At 54.1% G+C, this 20,192-nt stretch carries 18 protein-coding genes; 11 read left to right on the top strand and 7 right to left on the bottom strand.

Features of this window, described 5'->3' with window-relative positions:
- Positions 1–178 precede the first annotated feature (178 nt).
- The 6 genes from yeaG (at position 179) to PU624_RS12245 (ending at position 8,928) form a co-directional block, all read left to right on the top strand.
- Positions 179–2,113: a protein kinase YeaG gene (gene yeaG / locus PU624_RS12270; RefSeq protein ID WP_003852739.1), complete on the top strand. Its 1,935-nt coding sequence runs from the start codon at positions 179–181 to the stop codon at positions 2,111–2,113.
- An 89-nt stretch (positions 2,114–2,202) separates the two neighbouring features.
- The gene (locus PU624_RS12265; RefSeq protein ID WP_003852738.1) at positions 2,203–3,477 is read left to right on the top strand and encodes a YeaH/YhbH family protein; all 1,275 of its coding nucleotides are present in this window, start codon (positions 2,203–2,205) and stop codon (positions 3,475–3,477) included.
- Between the two features lie 248 nt (positions 3,478–3,725).
- Positions 3,726–5,453: a potassium/proton antiporter gene (locus tag PU624_RS12260; protein ID WP_283547833.1), complete on the top strand. Its 1,728-nt coding sequence runs from the start codon at positions 3,726–3,728 to the stop codon at positions 5,451–5,453.
- 78 nt (positions 5,454–5,531) lie between these two features.
- Positions 5,532–5,765, top strand: a complete 234-nt coding sequence (locus tag PU624_RS12255) for a DUF1480 family protein (protein WP_090960434.1) — start codon at positions 5,532–5,534, stop codon at positions 5,763–5,765.
- Positions 5,766–6,140: 375 nt separating this feature from the next.
- The gene (gene wbaP, locus PU624_RS12250; protein WP_179895581.1) at positions 6,141–7,607 is read left to right on the top strand and encodes an undecaprenyl-phosphate galactose phosphotransferase WbaP; all 1,467 of its coding nucleotides are present in this window, start codon (positions 6,141–6,143) and stop codon (positions 7,605–7,607) included.
- A gap of 127 nt (positions 7,608–7,734) precedes the next feature.
- Complete coding sequence (locus PU624_RS12245; RefSeq protein ID WP_283547832.1) at positions 7,735–8,928, top strand: multidrug effflux MFS transporter; 1,194 nt, start codon at positions 7,735–7,737, stop codon at positions 8,926–8,928.
- Here PU624_RS12245 and dadX read toward each other — a convergent pair.
- Entirely contained in the window at positions 8,921–9,991 is a 1,071-nt protein-coding gene (dadX, locus tag PU624_RS12240) for a catabolic alanine racemase DadX (protein WP_283547831.1), read from the bottom strand. The genes PU624_RS12245 and dadX overlap by 8 nt on opposite strands.
- A 19-nt stretch (positions 9,992–10,010) precedes the next feature.
- Positions 10,011–11,312 (bottom strand): D-amino acid dehydrogenase, encoded by a 1,302-nt coding sequence (locus PU624_RS12235; RefSeq protein ID WP_283547830.1) that lies wholly within the window; start codon positions 11,310–11,312, stop codon positions 10,011–10,013.
- A gap of 504 nt (positions 11,313–11,816) precedes the next feature.
- Between PU624_RS12235 and PU624_RS12230 the strand changes: the two genes are divergently transcribed.
- Positions 11,817–13,352, top strand: a complete 1,536-nt coding sequence (locus PU624_RS12230; RefSeq protein ID WP_003852729.1) for a SpoVR family protein — start codon at positions 11,817–11,819, stop codon at positions 13,350–13,352.
- A 53-nt stretch (positions 13,353–13,405) separates the two neighbouring features.
- On the opposite strand, the gene fadR is transcribed toward PU624_RS12230, so the two are convergent.
- Entirely contained in the window at positions 13,406–14,125 is a 720-nt protein-coding gene (gene fadR, locus PU624_RS12225) for a fatty acid metabolism transcriptional regulator FadR (RefSeq protein WP_090960416.1), read from the bottom strand.
- A 472-nt stretch (positions 14,126–14,597) separates the two neighbouring features.
- On the opposite strand from fadR, the gene dsbB reads away from it, so the two are divergent.
- Entirely contained in the window at positions 14,598–15,128 is a 531-nt protein-coding gene (gene dsbB / locus PU624_RS12220; protein WP_283547829.1) for a disulfide bond formation protein DsbB, read from the top strand.
- Positions 15,129–15,185: 57 nt separating this feature from the next.
- Here dsbB and ycgN read toward each other — a convergent pair whose 3' ends face one another.
- The 3 genes from ycgN to PU624_RS12205 form a co-directional block, all read right to left on the bottom strand.
- Complete coding sequence (ycgN, locus tag PU624_RS12215) at positions 15,186–15,632, bottom strand: cysteine cluster protein YcgN (RefSeq protein WP_090960412.1); 447 nt, start codon at positions 15,630–15,632, stop codon at positions 15,186–15,188.
- 65 nt (positions 15,633–15,697) lie between these two features.
- Complete coding sequence (locus PU624_RS12210; RefSeq protein WP_283547828.1) at positions 15,698–16,357, bottom strand: fumarylacetoacetate hydrolase family protein; 660 nt, start codon at positions 16,355–16,357, stop codon at positions 15,698–15,700.
- 315 nt (positions 16,358–16,672) lie between these two features.
- Positions 16,673–16,948 (bottom strand): YcgL domain-containing protein, encoded by a 276-nt coding sequence (locus PU624_RS12205; protein WP_283547827.1) that lies wholly within the window; start codon positions 16,946–16,948, stop codon positions 16,673–16,675.
- 155 nt (positions 16,949–17,103) lie between these two features.
- Here PU624_RS12205 and minC point away from each other — a divergent pair, with 155 nt between their 5' ends.
- Genes minC through minE form a run of 3 tightly spaced genes read left to right on the top strand, consistent with a single transcriptional unit; the run spans position 17,104 to position 18,936 of the window.
- Positions 17,104–17,817 (top strand): septum site-determining protein MinC, encoded by a 714-nt coding sequence (gene minC / locus PU624_RS12200; protein WP_283547826.1) that lies wholly within the window; start codon positions 17,104–17,106, stop codon positions 17,815–17,817.
- Between the two features lie 33 nt (positions 17,818–17,850).
- A complete protein-coding gene (gene minD, locus PU624_RS12195; protein ID WP_090960400.1) occupies positions 17,851–18,663 on the top strand; it encodes a septum site-determining protein MinD in 813 nt (270 codons plus the stop codon).
- A 3-nt stretch (positions 18,664–18,666) separates the two neighbouring features.
- Positions 18,667–18,936 (top strand): cell division topological specificity factor MinE, encoded by a 270-nt coding sequence (gene minE, locus PU624_RS12190; protein ID WP_008925314.1) that lies wholly within the window; start codon positions 18,667–18,669, stop codon positions 18,934–18,936.
- 53 nt (positions 18,937–18,989) lie between these two features.
- On the opposite strand, the gene rnd is transcribed toward minE, so the two are convergent.
- Positions 18,990–20,111: a ribonuclease D gene (rnd, locus tag PU624_RS12185; RefSeq protein WP_283547825.1), complete on the bottom strand. Its 1,122-nt coding sequence runs from the start codon at positions 20,109–20,111 to the stop codon at positions 18,990–18,992.
- Between the last annotated feature and the right edge of the window lie 81 nt (positions 20,112–20,192).

Below are 20,192 nucleotides of genomic sequence, written 5' to 3'. Positions count from 1 at the left end.
AGAAGTAACAGCATAGAATTTGACCGAGCAGAGTAACCACAAACGTTGTGTATCCCGATAAAAAAGATCAGGTTGGCATAAGGGTTGCTGTACTCAACAGAGAATATCTTCCGGGAGCTGCTACAAGCCTCTAATTACGCTCCTTACCTGTGCTAAAAACGAAAGGACGGGCATCGCTATGAATATATTCGATCACTATCGTCAGCGTTATGAAGCTGCCAAGGACGAAGAGTTCACACTGCAGGAATTTCTTGCTATCTGTAAGCAGGATCGCAGTGCATACGCCAACGCTGCAGAGCGACTGTTAATGGCTATCGGAGAGCCGGTAATGGTCGACACTGCTCAGGAGCCACGCCTTTCCAGAATATTCTCCAACCGTGTGATGGGACGCTATCCGGCGTTCGAGGAGTTTTACGGCATGGAGGAAGCGATTGAACAAATCGTCTCCTACCTGAAACATGCCGCTCAGGGACTGGAAGAGAAGAAACAGATCCTCTATTTGCTGGGTCCGGTCGGTGGCGGTAAATCGTCGCTGGCGGAACGGCTTAAGTCGCTGATGCAGCGGGTGCCTATCTATGTACTGAGCGCCGACGGCGAACGCAGCCCGGTTAATGACCATCCTCTCTGCCTGTTTAACCCGCAGGAAGATGCCCACATTCTTGAAAAAGAGTATGGCGTCCCGCGTCGTTACCTCGGCACGATCATGTCGCCGTGGGCCGCTAAACGCCTGCACGACTTTGGGGGCGATATTTCACGGTTCAAAGTCGTGAAAGTCTGGCCATCGATTCTGGAACAGCTGGCGATCGCTAAAACCGAGCCAGGTGATGAAAACAACCAGGATATCTCCGCGCTGGTGGGTAAAGTGGATATCCGTAAACTGGAAAACCATGCGCAAAACGATCCCGATGCCTACGGCTACTCCGGTGCACTCTGCCGCGCGAACCAGGGCATCATGGAGTTCGTGGAGATGTTTAAAGCGCCCATCAAGGTGCTGCACCCGTTACTGACGGCAACGCAGGAAGGGAACTATAACGGTACCGAGGGGATTTCGGCGCTGCCGTTTAACGGCATTATTCTGGCGCACTCCAACGAATCTGAGTGGGTGACGTTCCGTAACAACAAGAATAATGAGGCGTTCCTTGACCGTGTCTATATCGTCAAGGTGCCCTACTGCCTGCGGGTCTCTGAAGAGATCAAAATCTACGACAAGTTGCTTAACCATAGTGAGCTGGCGACCTCGCCCTGCGCACCCGGCACGCTGGAAACGCTGGCACGCTTCTCTATCCTGTCACGCCTGAAAGATCCTGAGAACTCCAGTATCTATTCCAAAATGCGGGTGTACGATGGTGAAAGCCTGAAAGATACCGACCCTAAAGCGAAGTCCTGGCAGGAATATCACGACTACGCCGGTGTGGATGAGGGGATGAACGGTCTCTCGACCCGCTTTGCCTTTAAAATCCTGTCGCGGGTGTTTAACTTCGACCATGCCGAAGTCGCCGCTAACCCGGTGCATCTGTTCTACGTGCTGGAGCAGCAGATTGAGCGCGAACAGTTCCCGCAGGACCAGGCAGAAAAATACCTTGAGCACCTCAAAGGCTATCTGATCCCGAAATATGCTGAGTTTATCGGCAAAGAGATTCAGACCGCCTATCTGGAATCCTACTCTGAATATGGTCAGAACATTTTTGACCGCTATGTGACCTATGCCGACTTCTGGATTCAGGATCAGGAGTATCGCGATCCCGATACCGGACAGCTGTTTGATCGTGAATCGCTCAACGCAGAACTGGAGAAAATCGAGAAGCCTGCTGGCATCAGTAACCCGAAAGATTTCCGTAACGAGATCGTGAACTTCGTGCTGCGCGCCCGGGCACACAATAATGGTCGCAATCCGAACTGGACCAGTTACGAGAAATTACGCACCGTGATCGAGAAGAAAATGTTCTCGAATACGGAAGAGTTGCTGCCGGTGATCTCGTTTAACACCAAGACCTCTACCGATGAGCAGAAAAAGCATGATGATTTTGTCGATCGCATGATGGAAAAAGGCTATACCCGCAAACAGGTTCGCCTGCTGTGTGAATGGTATCTGCGTGTGCGTAAATCGTCCTGATAAGAGTCTGTAAGCTTGCCGGTAAGTGATACCGGTCTGACAGGGTCGGGTTCGCCCGGCCTGCTTACAATGTAGTTTGGGGGAATACCATGGCCTATTTCATCGATCGCCGGCTTAACGGTAAAAACAAGAGCGCGGTTAACCGCCAGCGCTTTTTACGCCGTTATAAGTCGCAAATTAAGCAGTCGATCTCCGAGGCCATTAACAAACGCTCGGTGACCGACGTGAGCAGCGGTGAGTCTGTCTCGATCCCGATTGACGACATCAATGAGCCGATTTTCCATCAGGGACGCGGCGGGAATCGCCATCGCGTCCATCCGGGCAACGACCATTTTGTGCAGAATGACCGTGTCGAGCGGCCCCAGGGTGGCGGCGGTGGCGGCAGTGGTCAGGGCAATGCCAGTCAGGATGGTGAAGGACAGGATGAGTTCGTCTTTCAGATCTCGAAAGATGAGTATCTTGACCTGCTGTTTGAAGATCTCGCCCTGCCTAACCTGCGCCGGAACCAGCATCGTCAGTTGAATGAGTACAAGACCCATCGTGCCGGTTTCACCTCTAATGGCGTACCGGCCAACATCAGCGTCGTGCGTTCGCTGCAGAACTCGCTGGCGCGTCGTACGGCCATGACGGCGGGTAAACGCCGCATGCTGCACGAACTGGAAGAGACGCTGCAGGAAATTGAGAAAACCGAACCGGCTCAGTTGCTGGAAGAGGAGCGGCTGCGCAAAGAGATCGCCGAGCTGCGGGCGCGCATCGAGCGTGTTCCGTTTATCGATACCTTTGACCTGCGTTATAAAAACTTCGAGAAACGCCCGGAGCCGTCCAGCCAGGCCGTCATGTTCTGTCTGATGGACGTCTCCGGTTCGATGGATCAGGCCACCAAGGATATGGCGAAGCGCTTCTATATCCTGCTCTACCTGTTCCTGAGCCGCACCTACAAGAATGTCGATGTGGTTTATATCCGTCATCACACCCAGGCCAAAGAGGTGGATGAACAGGAGTTCTTCTACTCTCAGGAGACCGGCGGCACCATCGTTTCCAGTGCGCTGAAACTGATGGATGAGGTAGTGAAAGAGCGTTATGACCCGGCGCAGTGGAATATTTACGCGGCGCAGGCGTCGGATGGTGATAACTGGGCCGACGACTCACCGCTCTGTCATGAGATTCTGGCGAAGCATATCCTGCCGGTGGTGCGTTACTACAGTTATATCGAGATCACCCGCCGTGCGCATCAGACGCTGTGGCGCGAGTATGAGCATCTGCAGGCGACGTTTGATAACTTTGCCATTGAGCATATTCGCGAGCCGGAAGATATCTATCCGGTGTTCCGATCGCTGTTCCATAAACAGGCAACGGAAGCCTGATGCACTAAGCCGGTTAATCACCGGCTTTTTTTATCTTCCGAATAACCTGCTAAAACGGTCTGTTTTCTGCCGCTTGCCTGCCAACCCCCTCATTCTTCACATTAATCTGATTCCATACCCTGTTAAGCAATTCGTATAATGATCATTTTCACAATGACAACTCCTTGATAAAACATTATCTTTCAGAGATAGCATGGATATTTGTCAGCAGTTGCTGCACCGCACTGTCATATCTCAGGAGACCGGGTTTGAACCACACTATCGTCTACAGTCTTTTTATCATCGGTTCCGTGCTGGTAGCATCGAGTATTCTGCTCAGCTCTTTCTCGTCCCGGCTGGGCATCCCTATTCTGGTTATCTTCCTCGCACTGGGCATGCTGACCGGTATTGATGGTATCGGCGGCATCGCTTTTGATAACTATCCGGCGGCTTACTTAATTTCCAACCTGGCGCTGGCGATCATCCTGCTGGATGGCGGCATGCGGACTAAAGCCAGCTCGTTTAAAGTCGCGCTGGGTCCCGCGCTGTCGCTGGCGACGGTCGGCGTGATGATCACCGCAGGCTTAACCGGTGTGGTGGCCGCCTGGCTGTTTAACCTCGACATGATGCAGGGCTTCCTGATTGGCGCAATTATCGGCTCGACAGATGCTGCCGCCGTCTTCTCCCTGCTGGGAGACAAAGGCCTGAATGAGCGCGTCAGCTCCACGCTGGAGATCGAATCGGGCAGTAACGATCCGATGGCCGTGTTTCTCACCATTACCCTGATTGAAATGATTGAACAGGGCCGCAGCGGCCTTGACTGGATGTTCCTGGTGCATCTGGTGCAGCAGTTCGGTCTGGGCATCGTGTTAGGCCTGGGCGGCGGCTGGGCGCTGCAGCAGTTGATTAACCGTATCAGTCTGGCCCCGGGGCTTTATCCGCTGCTGGCGTTAAGTGGCGGCATTCTGGTCTTTGCCCTGACCACCGTGTTAGAGGGCAGCGGCATCCTGGCGGTTTATCTGTGCGGCTTTTTACTGGGCAACAGCCCGATTCGTAACCGTCACGGCATTCTGCAGACCTTTGACGGCATGGCGTGGCTGAGTCAGATCGGCATGTTCATTGTGCTGGGGCTGCTGGTCACCCCGTCTGATTTGTGGCATATCGCGGTGCCAGCGATGATCCTCTCGCTGTGGCTGATTCTGGTGGCGCGTCCGCTGTCGGTATTTATTGGCCTGCTGCCGTTCCGCAACTTCACTACCCGCGAGCGGGTCTTTATCAGCTGGGTAGGCTTACGCGGCGCGGTACCGATTATCCTGGCGGTCTTCCCGATGATGGCCGGCTTAGAAAACGCCTCGCTCTATTTTAATATCGCCTTCTTCGTGGTGTTGGTCTCCCTGATGCTGCAGGGTACCTCGCTGGGCTTTGCCGCGAAAAAAGCCAAAGTGGTGGTGCCGCCTACCGCCTCGCCGATCAGCCGTATTGGCCTGGACATTCACCCGGAAAATCCGTGGGAGCAGTTTGTCTATCAGCTCAGCGCTGACAAATGGTGTGTCGGTGCCGCGTTGCGTGACCTGCAGATGCCGCGCGAGACGCGCATCGCTGCCCTGTTCCGTGACAATGTGCTGATGCACCCCAACGGCGGGACGCGGCTGAAAGAGAACGACGTTATCTGTGTGATCGGCCGCGAACGCGATCTTCCGGCGCTGGGCAAAATGTTCAGCCAGTCGCCGCCAGTCTCGCTCGACCAGCGTTTCTTCGGTGACTTTATTCTGGATGCAGAGGCCCGCCTGCGCGACGTGGCGCAGATTTACGGGCTGGAGCTGGATGAGAGCACCAACGATCAGCAGTCGCTGGGACAACTGGTGCTGGCAATGCTGGGCGGCTCGCCGGTGGTTGGCGATCAGATCGAGTGGAATCAGCTGACCTGGACCGTCGCAGAGAAAGAAGATAACCGCATCGTGAAAATTGGTGTCCGTCCGGCGGAAGAGAAGGAATAATCCTAATCATTCAGCCACGTTATTTTCTCTCAGTACGCTAAGCTTAAATGTCTATGCCAGTAAAAACGGGAGAAATGAATGGGACACGTGGTTAAAATTGGTCGTTATGAGATTGTAGATGCCGATCTTGACAGTGAGCACGCCGACACCGTCAGTATCCCCTGTCACACCAATCCCGGCTTAATTACCCAACTGGATGGCTGGGATCGCGATACCAGCGTGCCGGCCTGGATTGACGGGGAACCGGTGAATCTGCAGATCGGTCATTACGATAAACAGCAGGACCGCTGGATTTTAAAGAAACCAGCCTGAGCCTTTATCACTACCGCCAGTCGTAAGATTCGGCGGTAATTCCTAAAAAGCGTCTTAAACAGTTTGGTTATAAACGACCCCTTCCTTATTTTATCCAAAATAAACATCAACTTAGCTTTTTAAAACTTTAATCACTTTTGATGTTTTCAGATTTTTTCCGTATTAACTCTGTCAAATAACTCCTGCATACTCAATCTCAATGCTGCAACATTCCGTGAGTACCGTCACGCTTTAATCGTTATCTTTTTTGCAGCTGCACTGGCTTTACTGACTGCAACAGACTGAAAATTATTTTTTAATTTTTCAGAGCCCACTCCTGAGCGCGTACCTGATTCTGGTCAGGCCATCTTTTACTTGAGAAAGAGAGCAGGTTTTATGGCAAGTACATTGATAATGAATAGCCCGAGCCGCTCATGGAGCGGCACGCGTAAAAATATCATCGTGAAATTCGCCCTGAGCTTTTCCGATCTGATTGCACTTAACCTTGCACTGTTTTTATCTGCCGCCACGATACAAGGTATTTGGGGTGAGCTGGATACGTTTATTCCACCGCATCAGATTGAATATCGTTTTGTGGCACAGTTTATTATGTCAGTGATGTGTACCGGCTGGTTCTGGGTACGCCTGCGTCATTATACTTATCGCAAACCTTTCTGGTTTGAGCTGAAAGAGATCGTTAAAACATTATTTGTTTTCTCGTTACTCGACCTTGCACTGATCGCCTTCTCTAAATGGGATTTCTCCCGCATGGTGTGGGTCTTCAGCTGGACATACGCCCTGCTGCTGCTGCCACTGATGCGTGCCCTGGTTAAACGCGCGATTAACAAGGCGGGCCAGTGGCAGAAAGAGACCATCATTATTGGTTCCGGCAAAAACGCTACTGAAGCCTATGCCGCGCTGCAGAGCGAAGAGATCCTGGGCTATAACGTTCAGGCCTTTATCTCTGTCGATGATGTTCCGGCTCAGCAGAGCGTGAATGGTGTGCCCGTCATTACCTGGAAAGACATTAACTGGCAGACCATTGACCGTGACAACGTGCAGTTTATTGTCGCCATGGAGTATGAGCAGCAGCCGATGCGCGACCGCTGGCTGAAATTCCTGTCGAAGATGAACTGTCGTTCGGTTTCTGTGATCCCGACGCTGCGCGGTGTGCCGCTTTACGGCACGGACATGTCGTTTATCTTCAGCCATGAAGTGATGATCCTGCGCGTCAGCAATAACCTGGCGAAACACTCTTCCCGTTTCATGAAGCGTGCCTTTGATATCGTGGTAGCGTCGATGCTGCTGCTGTTCCTCGGCCCGATCTTCGCCCTGCTCTGCTACATGGTGAAACGTGACGGCGGTAATGCGATTTATGGTCACGAACGTGTGGGCCAGAATGGCAAAAAATTCAAATGTCTGAAATTCCGTTCCATGGTGACCAATTCCAAAGAGGTGCTGGAGAAGTTACTGGCGACCAGCGAAGCGGCCCGGATGGAGTGGGACAAAGATTTCAAACTGAAGAATGACCCGCGCGTGACCCGTATTGGTAGTTTCCTGCGTAAGACCAGCCTGGATGAGTTACCGCAGCTGTGGAACGTGATTCGTGGCGAGATGAGTCTGGTTGGCCCGCGTCCGGTTATCGAAGCTGAGCTGGAGCGTTACGCCGGTGATGTTGACTACTACCTGATGGCGAAGCCCGGCATGACCGGTCTGTGGCAGGTCAGCGGACGCAACGATATCGACTATGACACCCGCGTCTACTTTGACTCCTGGTATGTCAAAAACTGGGCGCTCTGGACCGATATCGCAATCCTGTTCAAAACGGCAGGCGTGGTGTTACGCCGCGACGGCGCCTACTAAGCCCCCCGATGCGATGCCTGTTTACAGCAGGCATCGCACTTTCCGCACGACTTCCTCTATCTTTTTTGCCTCTGAATCATTACCCTCTGCGATCGTTTTTTAACAGAACGCTTACCCTCTGGTTGTTATGCAAAAATTTACTCTGCTGTTATTAAGCCTGGTGCTGCTGGCACCCTTAGGCATCGATCTCTATTTGCCCACGCTGCCACAAATCGCAGAAGGGCTGGATACGCCGGTTAACCTGGTGCAGACCACCATTCCTCTGTTTCTGCTGGTGATGGGGCTGGGACAGCTGGTGACCGGCCCGCTGGTGGACAATTATGGCCGTAAGCCGATTGCCCTGCTGGGCCTGGCGCTCTACATCACCGGCAGCGCCATCGCCGCCACCGCCACCTCATTCCCGCTGTTCGTGCTGGCTCGCCTGGTGCAGGGCTGTGGCGTCTGCTGTAGCGCCGTTGTCGCCTTTAGCGGCGTGCGTGATCGCCTGAGTGGCGACGATGCCGCCCGTGCCTATGGCTTCCTGAACGGTGCACTGAACATTGTTCCGGCGCTGGCTCCGCTGCTGGGCGGCCTGCTGGCCAGCGCTTTTGACTGGCGCGCACCCTTCTGGTTCCTCTGCGCCTATGGCCTGCTGATAACGCTGCTGGTAATTATCTGGCTGCCGGAAACGCGCCCGGCGGATACGCTGCGGGTGAAAGGATTACCGATTAAGCAGTACGCTGAAATCCTGCGTCAGCCGCGCTTTCTGGCGTTCGCCTTTGCCAACGCCGGTGCGTTGGGCATGGTGCTGACCTATGTGTCGCTGGCTCCACAGGTTTTAATGACCGAAGGCGGGCTGACGCCGATCCAGTTCTCATTTGCTTTCGGGGCCAATGGTTTCTGGATTATGTTCGTCAGCATGTTCGTGAATAAAGCGATTCGCAAAGCGGGTCGGCCTTTCTGTCTGGCGATGGGATTCTTCACCATGCTGCTGGGCGCGGTGCTGCTGGTGGCGGGGATGCAGATCTTCCCGGCAGAGATGCAGACGCACTGGGCGCTCTACATGTTCCCGGTGGCGGTCTCGGTTGCCGGACTGGCCTTTACGGTGGGACCGGCCACCAGCTATGCGCTGGAGCCGTATCAGCAACAGGCGGGTGTGGCGTCAGCACTGCAGGGGTTCATTCAGATGGCAGGCGGTGCGGCAGGCAGTCTGGTCATCGTCGCGCTGCCGGTAGCGGAAAAGCTGTCGCTGAGTCTGATGATGCTGCTGGGTGCAGCGCTGGCCTTTATCGCCTGGCGCTGCAGCAGAAAGATGCGCGGCAGCCTGACCGCGCTTAAATAACGGTAACCGGAACGCGGGGTGCCAGCGCGCACATCAGCTCGTACCCTACCGTTCCGGCCGCTTTTGCCACCTGATCGATTTTCACCTGCTCACCCCATAGCTCAACGGCGGAGCCAATGCCGGCCTGAGGACAGGGGGTTAAATCCACGGTAATCATATCCATGGAAACCGCGCCCACCACCTGCGTCATCACGCCATCGACACAGACCGGCGTGCCGGTGGGGGCATGACGCGGATAGCCATCGGCATAACCGCAGGCCACCACGCCAATCCGCTGCGCCGTGCTGGCGTGATAACGGTAGCCGTAACCGACACCATCGCCTGCCTGTAACTGCTGAACCGCGATAATCTCACTGCTTAAGGTCATCACCGGCTTCAGGCCACTGCCGGCAATGTCCTGCCAGTCACCGCTGGGCGACGCGCCATAGAGAATGATGCCAGGGCGAACCCAGTCATAGTGCGCTTCAGGATGCCATAAGGTGCAGGCGGAGTTAGAGAGCGATCGCGGGCAGTTCAGTCCCTCCGCCGCCTGCTCTACGCGCTGCAGCGGGGCAACCAGACCCTGCGGATTTTCAGCATCGGCAAAATGGGCCATCAGCGTCATCTCACCGACATTGCTCAGCGCCCGCAGCTTCTGCCAGGCGCCGTTGACCTGCTCCGGACGAAAGCCCAGACGGTTCATGCCGCTGTTCATTTTGAGATAGATATCAACGGGCGCAGAAAGTGTGGCGCTGGCCAGCGCGTTGATTTGCCAGTTACTGTGCACGCTGGTGGTCAGGCGATAGCGGTCGATCAGCTGCAGATCCTCAGGCTTGAAGAAGCCCTCCAGCAGCAGAATCGGCTTCTTCCAGCCCTGCTCACGCAGCAGAATCGCCTCTTCCATATTCAGCAGCGCAAAGCCGTCGGTGGCAGATAACGCCTCGCGGACGCGATCAATACCATGGCCGTAAGCATTAGCTTTGACCACTGACCAGACGCGCGATGCGGGCGCCGCCTGGCGAACGACCGTCAGATTATGACGTAACGCCTGCTGATTGATGGTCGCGATAATCGGACGTGACATCCTCTCTCTCCCTGAATACTTAACGAGTTGCGTTGGCGTTACGCAGCGGCGATGAGGTCGCCGCGAAACCGGGTAAGTAGCGGAACACCGCTAAGTCATCCGCCGCAATGGCAGGCTTTTTACCGGAAATGAGATCGGCCAGCAGCTGACCCGAACCACATGCCATCGTCCAGCCCAGCGTACCGTGACCGGTATTGAGCCAGAGGTTGGAGATCGGTGTGGCCCCCACAATCGGCGTACCGTCTGGCGTCATCGGACGCAGACCGGTCCAGAAACTCGCCTGCGCGACATGACCGCCTTCAGGATAAAGATCACTGACGACCATCTCCAGCGTTTCCCGCCGCGCTTCGGTGAGTCTGGTGTTAAAACCAACAATTTCCGCCATCCCGCCGACGCGAATACGATCGTCGAAGCGGGTCACCGCGACTTTGTAGGTCTCATCCAGGATGGTTGAAACCGGGGCAGCGTCAGGATTTTTAATCGGAATAGTGAGGGAGTAGCCTTTCAGCGGATAGACCGGAATATCGATAACGTTTTTTAACAGCGCGGTGGAGTAGGAACCAAAGGCCACTACATAGCTGTCCGCCTTGATGATCTCCTCGCCGCACTTCACGCCATAAATACGATTGCCATCGCGCAGCAGATGATCGACCGGGGTATTAAAGCGGAAAACCACGCCCGCTTCTTCGGCCATTTTTGCCAGCCGCTGCGTAAACAGCTGACAGTCGCCGGTTTCATCGTTGGGCAGGCGTAATCCGCCGGTGAGTTTATGCTGAGTCGCCGCCAGCGCCGGTTCAACGCGTGACAGCTCATGCGCCTCTAACAGCTCATAGGGCACGCCCGCGTCGCGCAGCACCGCAATATCTTTGCTGGCGCTGTCGAACTGCTGCTGGGTGCGGAACAGCTGCAGCGTTCCGCCCTGACGGCCCTCATAGGCGATGCCGGTCTCAGCGCGCAACGCTTTCAGGCAGTCACGGCTGTATTCGGCAATCCGCACCATGCGGCTTTTATTCTGCTGATAGTGGTTGATGTCGCAGTTGCGCAGCATGTGCCACATCCACTCTAACTGGAAACTGCTGCCATCGAGCCGGATAGCCAGCGGCGCGTGGCGCTGGAACATCCACTTCACCGCTTTCAGCGGCACGCCAGGCGCTGCCCAGGGTGCGGCATAGCCCGGTGAGATCTGACCGGCATTGCCTGCGCTGGTCTCCATCGCCGCGGCGGGCTGACGATCGATGACGGTGACCTGATGGCCGGCACGCGCCAGATACCAGGCGCTTGCGACGCCAACCACACCACTTCCAAGAATGACAACGTGCATAGCTCCCCCACCCGGCATGTAAAAGCATAATTCACTGTTAAGAAGATGATAGTCAGCGGATTTACACAGCGGACACCACCCCATAAATTCAGCATCCATTTCACATCTTTTTCACTTTTCAGGTAACTAAAATCTTGTCGCACGGCCAATTTCAGCGCTTTATGCGCCTTAATCCATAAACACAGAAATAAATGACAACGGAAGCAGTTAAATCTGCGCATGGCAGGAGAATGCTTCAACCCCATACATTCCGCTTATAAACAGGATGATATTCCGCGTTTTGAAATAAGGTTCGAATTTAAGGCTATTAAATTCTCTGCCACACCCGTCTTAATGATTTTGTGCCAAAGAATTCGTTTGAGTTCGCATTTCGGATAAGCGACAGTGGGCTATCATTGTTGTGTTCGCTCAGTTTTTTTCGGGTTCCCTTTTGCAGGATGAAGCCTTAAATAACCAGAACGGGTTGTCTTTCGGGTCAGCCGGTTTGCAAAAAAGAGGTGCGCTATGACGACAATCTTTGACGAAGCCATCAGAGACAGCAAACGACTCAATGACGGACCAGACTGGACATTCGAACTGCTCGATGTCTACTTAGCAGAGATCGATCGGGTCGCTAAACTCTACCGGCTTGATACCTACCCGCACCAAATCGAAGTCATCACCTCTGAACAGATGATGGATGCCTATTCCAGCGTCGGCATGCCGATAAACTATTCGCACTGGTCATTCGGCAAAAAATTTATTGAGACCGAGCAGCGCTATAAGCATGGTCAGCAGGGCCTGGCCTATGAAATTGTCATCAACTCCAACCCCTGCATCGCCTACCTGATGGAAGAGAACACCATGACCATGCAGGCGCTGGTGATGGCGCACGCCTGCTATGGCCATAACTCTTTCTTCAAAAATAACTATCTGTTCCGCAGCTGGACGGATGCCGGATCGATTGTCGATTACCTGCTTTTTGCCAAAAACTATATCAGTGACTGCGAAGAGCGCTATGGCGTTGAAGAGGTTGAACGACTGCTCGACTCCTGCCATGCCTTAATGAATTATGGTGTCGATCGCTATAAACGCCCGCAGAAGATCTCTCTGCAGGAAGAGAAAGCGCGGCAGAAAAGCCGTGAAGAGTATCTGCAGAGTCAGGTGAATACCCTATGGCGCACGCTGCCTCGGCGTGAGACAGAAGCCGTGGCCTTTGAAGCTGCGCGCTACCCTTCTGAGCCGCAGGAAAACCTGCTCTATTTTATGGAGAAGAACGCGCCGCTGCTGGAGTCATGGCAGCGTGAGATCCTGCGCATCGTGCGCAAGGTGAGCCAGTATTTCTATCCGCAGAAACAGACCCAGGTCATGAATGAAGGCTGGGCGACGTTCTGGCACTACACCATCCTGAATCACCTCTATGACGAAGGCAAAGTGTCGGAACGCTTTATGATGGAGTTCCTGCACAGCCATACCAACGTCGTGTTTCAGCCACCCTATAACAGTCAGTGGTATAACGGCATCAACCCTTACGCCTTAGGCTTTGCGATGATGCAGGATATCAAGCGTATCTGTCAGTCGCCGACCGAAGAGGATCGCTACTGGTTCCCGGATATCGCCGGTTCAGACTGGTTAGAAACGCTGCATTTTGCGATGCGTGAGTTCAAGGATGAGAGTTTTATCAGCCAGTTCCTGTCGCCGAAAGTGATGCGTGACTTCCGGCTGTTTACCGTGCTGGATGATGACCGCAACAACTATCTCGAAATCGCCGCGATCCACGATGAGGCGGGCTACCGGGCGATTCGCCAGCAGCTTTCTGCGCAATACAACCTGAGTAATCTCGAACCCAATATTCAGGTCTATAACGTGGATGTGCGCGGTGACCGTTCGCTGACCCTGCGCTATGTGCCGCAGAGTCGCACGCCGCTGGACAAGAGCCGTCGCGAGGTGCTGAAGCATGTGCATCGTCTGTGGGGATTTGATGTGATTCTGGAACAGCAGAATGAGGATGGCAGTGTGGAGCTGCTGGATCGCAATCCACCACGCGGTTCTTCACTCTGACCGACAATGCTGACCAGTCAGAAACAAAAAACCGGACGCGATGTCCGGTTTTTTTAGCGCTTGTTGCCGAGGTCTTCGGGCAGATTCTTCTGCATGCTATGCCAGATTTCCCCGCTGCGGCGGCCGTAGTTGCGCACCACGTCCACAATCTCATCCTGTCCGGGTTCTTTGTCGCACAGCGCCAGCAGTTTGAGATAGAAATCGCGCGCGACCTGACGGGCTTCCGGATTAGAGAAGTAGTGACGGCCAACGCGGGTGTAGAGACCTTTCAGGCCATTCAGTATCAGACCGTAAATCGGGTTACCTGAAGCAAACGCCAGACCACGGAACACCCGGTAGTCGAGTTCGGTATAGGCATCCGCCTGATCGGCTGCGGCACTCACCGTCTCCAGTACTTCACGCGCTTTGTCCGGATGATGGCGCAGCGCACGGCTGATAAAGATCGAGGAAATATTACTGCGGACAGATAGCAGGTTATCAATCAGCACCGGAACGCTGTCGTGATCGAGACGGGCCAGCGTTTCCAGAATATTCAGCCCGGACGTTTCCCAGAAATCATTCACCCGCGTCGGTTTGCCGTGCTGAATCGTCAGCCAGCCGTCGCGCGCCAGGCGCTGCAGCACTTCACGTAAGGTGGTGCGCGTCACCCCTATCAATTCAGAAAGCTCACGCTCAGCAGGAAGAATCGATCCAGGTGGAAAGCGACTGTTCCAGATGCTTTCAATAATATACTCTTCAGCAAATCCCGCTGGACTCTGAGCCTTTATAACCATAGCAATGTGTTCTCGTTGCTTTTCTAATCATGATGAGGACTCATCATACCAGACGCCCTATAGCGGATATAGCCTGCATAACTATTAAAACCGGGCGCGGGCGCATATTTCAGAATGGCTGACAGTTAATTCTGCTGCTTTGAGACGAGTGTCATTTGATACGATTTTCCGTGCTGAAACGATGCGTGTACCCGCGCCGCAAAATGTCGTTCTGGAAGCGCGGGTTATTCGCCGCGTCTGGTCTGCCTCTGCCGTTTCGCTTGCTGCCGATCGCGACGGATACGCTCAGCCTTCCCGATTTTCACCTGTTGGCTGACATGGCATCCGCAGCTCCGGCCTCCAGCAATTCTCATTTAACCTGCTCTGGATCAGAATCAGGTCATGTTTGCACACGATTTTTCCCTGTCCCTGGCTGGTTTGTAAACGCTTTTGGTTTACACTGCGTGGCATTAACGTTTACAGGGAATGCAATATGTTGCGATATCTGAATCAATGTTCACGGGGTCGCGGAGCCTGGTTATTACTGGTACTGACAGCTCTTGCACTGGAATTGACGGCACTCTTTTTTCAGCACGTGATGGGTCTTAAGCCCTGCGTGATGTGTATCTATGAGCGTAATGCGCTGTTTGGTGTGCTGGGCGCGGGCCTGGTGGGCGCAATTGCGCCGAAGTCGCCATTGCGTCTGGCGGCGCTGGCGCTGTGGATCTACAGTGCCTGGGAAGGTCTGCGTCTCTCTTACGAACATACAATGATTCAGCTGCACCCTAACCCGTTCACCACCTGTGATTTTGCTGCCCGCTTCCCAAGCGGATTACCGCTGGATAAGTGGCTGCCGTCGGTGTTTCTGGCCAGCGGTGACTGCGCAGAACGCAGCTGGACGTTCCTGACGCTCAGCATGCCGCAGTGGATGATCGGGGTCTTCGCCGGTTATCTGCTCGTTGCGGCGCTGGTGCTGATCGCCCAGCCCCTGAAACCGAAACGCCGCGATCTTTTTGGTCGCTGAGATCAAAAAAGGCTGCCACTGGCAGCCTTTTTGCTATTCGGGTCGATGCCGCGGCGCTTAGCCGTTGCGATCGGGACGATCAATGATGTGATCTTCCCAGTCCCGCACTTCACTCTCCCGCACTGCTATATAACGCACCGAAATACGCTGCGCATGCATCGCGGTTTTCGAACCGGCCCGCAGCGGATGCCAGGCGGGTAAATCTTTGCCCTCACCCAGCAGCCGGTAAGCACAGGTGCGCGGCAGCCAGTTAAAGGTGGTCAGATTCTCACGCGTTAACTTGATGCAATCCTCTTCAAGTTCAAAGCGGCGCTCATAGTTACGGCACTGGCAGGTTTTAATATTGAGCTGATCGCAGGCGACATTGGTGAAATAGATCTCATCGGTGTCGGCATCCTGCAACTTGTTCAGGCAACACTGCCCACAACCATCACACAAGGATTCCCATTCCTCATCGCTCATTTGTGCCAGGCGTTTTTGTTGCCAGAAAGGGGTGTCAGTCATGATGATTTGTCCGGTTTGTGCCTGAACCGCACCTTATAAAGCCTATGCTGCGGTGATGCAAGTTTTTAGAGTACGCGTGTGCTGATCCCGTGACCCGCCAGGGAGACTTCCAACTGGTCACCCGAACGCATCGGACCAACCCCTTCTGGCGTACCGGTCAGAATCACATCGCCAGCACGCAGGGTAAAGTAGTGGCTCATGTGGGCAATCAGCGGCAGGATTTTATGAATCATGTCTTCGGTATTGCCATGCTGACGCACTTCACCGTTCACCACCAGCTTCAGTTCGACATTCTGCGGGTCGCCACTGAACTCAGACACCGGAATAAAACCGGAGACAGGACAGGCGTTATCAAAGCCCTTGGATTTCTCCCATGGCTGGCCCGCTTTTTTCAGCCCGGACTGCAGGTCACGCAATGTCAGATCCAGCGCCACGCCATAGCCTGCAATCGCCTTAGCCACATGCTCCTCAGTCGCCTGCTTCAGGGTCGCGCCGATCAGCACCGCCAGTTCCACTTCGTGATGGACCTCGCCAAAAGCGTCAGGAATCGAGAGCGGCTGGCGTAAATCACACAGCGACGTCTCCGGCTTGATAAAGATCACCGGTTCAGTTGGTGTTGCACTGCCCATCTCTTTGATGTGTTTTGCATAATTACTGCCGACGCAAACCACTTTGCTGACCGGAAAATCTAACAAGGCGCCTTGCCAGTTACGATGCTGATACATGCTCATCCCCTGTTCAGGTTAGGTGTGATGCCAGCGCTGCTGGCGGGTTGATGTTTGCTTATGCGTTGATCGAGAGCCAACCTCATGGCGTGATAATAAGATCCTTTTAACGGTCCGGTGTGCGGAATTTGTCAAAAAGCGTAAATGGAGGCGCTGGAATGCTGAATAATCGACCAAATCGGGGAAAAAAAATGCGCAGGTAATTTAGTAATGAGTATAACAGATAAGCTGCGCCGTTAATTTTGCGCCGCTTCAGAACAATATTATCCTGCCAGGATCGCACCGACAGGATTTATATTTACAGAAGAATCCGAGTTAAACTTTTTTATCGGCCTCTAAATGAATTTTTAGCAGACTTTCAATCGGCGGAGGCAGCTGTAAATAATAGCCCTGCTCACTCAACCCCTGCTTCACTTTATTGATATCCGCATTAGCCAGCCTGTCGCGGCCCGCCAGCTTCAGCACCATTGCCAGCTGTGGCTTGCCAAATCCTTTCAGCAATTCTGCAGGAACGCGCGAAAAATCGTCCTTTTTTTCAACATAAAGATAAGTCTGGTCACGTAACGGGCTTCTGTAGATCACACAAAACATATTTTTTACTCGAATTAACCGGCGTTGAGGCTTGTCTGAATATAGCGGTAACTATAACATGCTTGCAGAACTTCGAATATTCACCGTTAGCGCTTCAACGATGATTTTATCATCGCCTTGCTAACGGTAGTGAAAACAGGACTGAGTCGGGACAGATGTCGCAAACGCCAATCGAATTCAAAGGTAGCAGTTTCACCCTGTCTGTCGTCCATTTGCATCACCATGACCCTGCGGTGATTCGCAAGGCACTCCAGGACAAGATCGACCAGGCTCCGGATTTCCTGAAAAACGCCCCGGTTGTACTTAACGTCGCCACATTGAGTGCCGATGTTAACTGGAAACAGATGCAGCAGGCGATTCTCGCCACCGGTTTACGCATCGTCGGCGTAAGCGGCTGCAAAAATGACGCACTGAAACGCATGATCTCCCGTGCAGGCCTGCCGGTACTGGCAGAAGGTAAAGAGGCCAGACCGCGCGCTGAAGCGCCACAGCCGGCATCGATACCTGAACCTCAGCCGGTTGTAACCGAGACGGTGGCAACGAAAACCCGCATCGTGAACACCCCGGTGCGCTCAGGCCAGCAGATTTATGCGCGTGACGCTGATTTGATTATCACCAGCAGCGTCAGCGCCGGCGCCGAACTGGTCGCCGATGGCAACATTCATATTTACGGCATGATGCGTGGTCGCGCGCTGGCAGGTGCCAGCGGTGACCAGAACTGCCAGATTTTTTGTACCAACCTGGCGGCCGAGCTGGTCTCGATTGCCGGAGAGTACTGGATCATGGATCAGATCCCGCAAGAATTTTTTGGTAAAGCTGCGCGCCTGTGCCTGCAGGATGGCGCGCTGACTATCCAGACACTTAATTAGGCCCCTTTTCTTTTGTTAAGGAAATCAACATTTATGGCACGCATTATTGTAGTTACATCCGGTAAAGGGGGCGTTGGTAAGACCACGTCAAGCGCGGCCATCGCCACCGGTTTAGCGCAGAAAGGCAAAAAGACGGTTGTCATCGACTTCGATATCGGTCTGCGTAATCTGGATTTGATCATGGGCTGTGAACGCCGTGTGGTCTACGACTTCGTCAACGTCATCCAGGGCGATGCCACACTGAACCAGGCGCTGATTCGCGACAAGCGCACCGAACTGCTCTACATCCTGCCTGCATCGCAGACCCGCGATAAAGATGCACTGACCCGTGAAGGTGTTGAAAAAGTCCTGAACGATTTAGCGGCAATGGAGTTCGACTTCATCGTCTGCGATTCACCCGCAGGGATTGAAACCGGCGCACTGATGGCGCTCTACTTTGCCGATGAAGCCATTATCACCACCAACCCGGAAGTCTCTTCTGTCCGTGACTCCGACCGTATCCTTGGCATCATCTCATCCAAATCCCGTCGCGCTGAAAACAGTCAGGACCCGGTGAAGGAGCATCTGCTGCTGACCCGTTATAACCCTGGCCGGGTGAACCGTGGCGATATGCTGAGCATGGAAGATGTGCTGGAAATCCTGCGCATTCCTCTGGTCGGCGTGATTCCTGAAGATCAATCGGTGTTACGTGCCTCTAACCAGGGCGAGCCGGTGATTCTTGACGGCGAATCTGATGCTGGCAAAGCCTATGCCGATACCGTTGAACGGTTGCTCGGTGAAGTACGCCCCTTCCGCTTTATCGAAGAAGAGAAGAAGGGTTTCCTGAAACGCCTGTTCGGGGGATAAACCATGGCATTACTTGATTTCTTTTTATCCCGGAAGAAGAACACTGCCAATATAGCCAAGGAAAGGCTGCAGATTATCGTGGCAGAACGGAGAAGGGGCGACAGTGAGCCCCACTATCTTCCGCAACTTAAGCGCGACATTCTGGAAGTGATTTGCAGATATGTGAAGATCGATCCAGAAATGGTGACGGTTCAGCTCGATCAGAAAGGTGATGATATCTCAATTCTGGAGCTGAACGTGACGCTACCGGAAACGGATGAAGTGACTAAATGACGCTGACCGTTTCCTGAATTTCCCCTGCGCTCTGGCAGGGGAAATTTAACCGGTTAACACCCCGCCAGAATTTCTTCTATGCCGGGTTTCAGCAGTTCGCCCCGCCATCCGGTGAGTAACTCCGGCTGACGTCCCTGCGGCTTCAGGCCCCAGTGCTGACTTAATACCTGATTAATCTGACGTCGTGACGCCAGTAACTCCTGACTGAACCCACTCTGCTCGCTGACCTGCTGCACCAGCGCTTTCATCGCCTTGAACACCTGCTTGTAGTGCGGATGATCGATCAGATTGGCCAGCGGTGCCGGCAAGTCACTCTCATCCAGCGCCTCCGCTTCGGCTACCAGCGCCACCAGCGTTTTGCCGTGGAAACGGATTTCGTGGCCTGACAGCCCCAGATGATCCAGCTCACCCAGTGAACCCGGCATAAAGCGCGCCACTTTCCACAGATGCTCTTCACGCACCACAAAGTTCACCGCCATATCCTTTTCACGCGCCAGTTTCAGACGCCAGGACGCCAGCCGCTGGAGTGCCGCCAGCTGACGCGGGCGCAGTTGCCAGGCATTGGTGATATCACGCCAGGCTTCCTCCGGTGACAGGCTGTCGAGACGACGCTGACACAGGTTATCGCACTCACTGAGCGCCGCCGCCATGTTGCCGGCCTCTTCCGTGTTGATCATCAGCTGACGGGCAATCGGCAGGAGGTAGTGCACGTCCGCCGCCGCATACTCGCACTGACGCTGGGTCAGAGGACGTGCCAGCCAGTCGGTACGGGATTCACTTTTATCGAGTTCCACCTGGGTGAAATGCGCCACCATCGAAGCGAAGCCCCAGGAGAGTGGCTGTCCGGAGAAGGCAGCCAGAATCTGGGTGTCGATCATCGGGGTTGGCAGCACGCCGAAACGGTGCAGGAAGACTTCCAGATCTTCACCGCCGGCATGCAGGAATTTGGTGACGCTGGTGTCGGTCAGTAAAGCAATAAACGGTGACCAGTCACGGATATTCAGCGGGTCAATCAGCACCAGCTGATGATCGTCGAACAGCTGGATCAGGCCAAGCTGCGGGTAGTAAGTGCGGGTGCGGACAAACTCGGTATCCAGTGCCACCGCCGCGTGCTGGCGCGCTTTCTGACACACGTCAGCCAGCTGATCATCCTGGTCAATAAGGGAATAGTTCACGTCTGATTTCCACCGCAGCCAACAACGCGCGGCGCTCCATGTTAAACACAATAAAAACGCCGGACATGCCGGCGTTCAACC

Origin of the sequence: Pantoea sp. Lij88, assembly GCF_030062155.1 — a bacterium.
Classification (GTDB): domain Bacteria; phylum Pseudomonadota; class Gammaproteobacteria; order Enterobacterales; family Enterobacteriaceae; genus Pantoea.
This window is presented reverse-complemented; position numbering and strand designations above follow the sequence as displayed.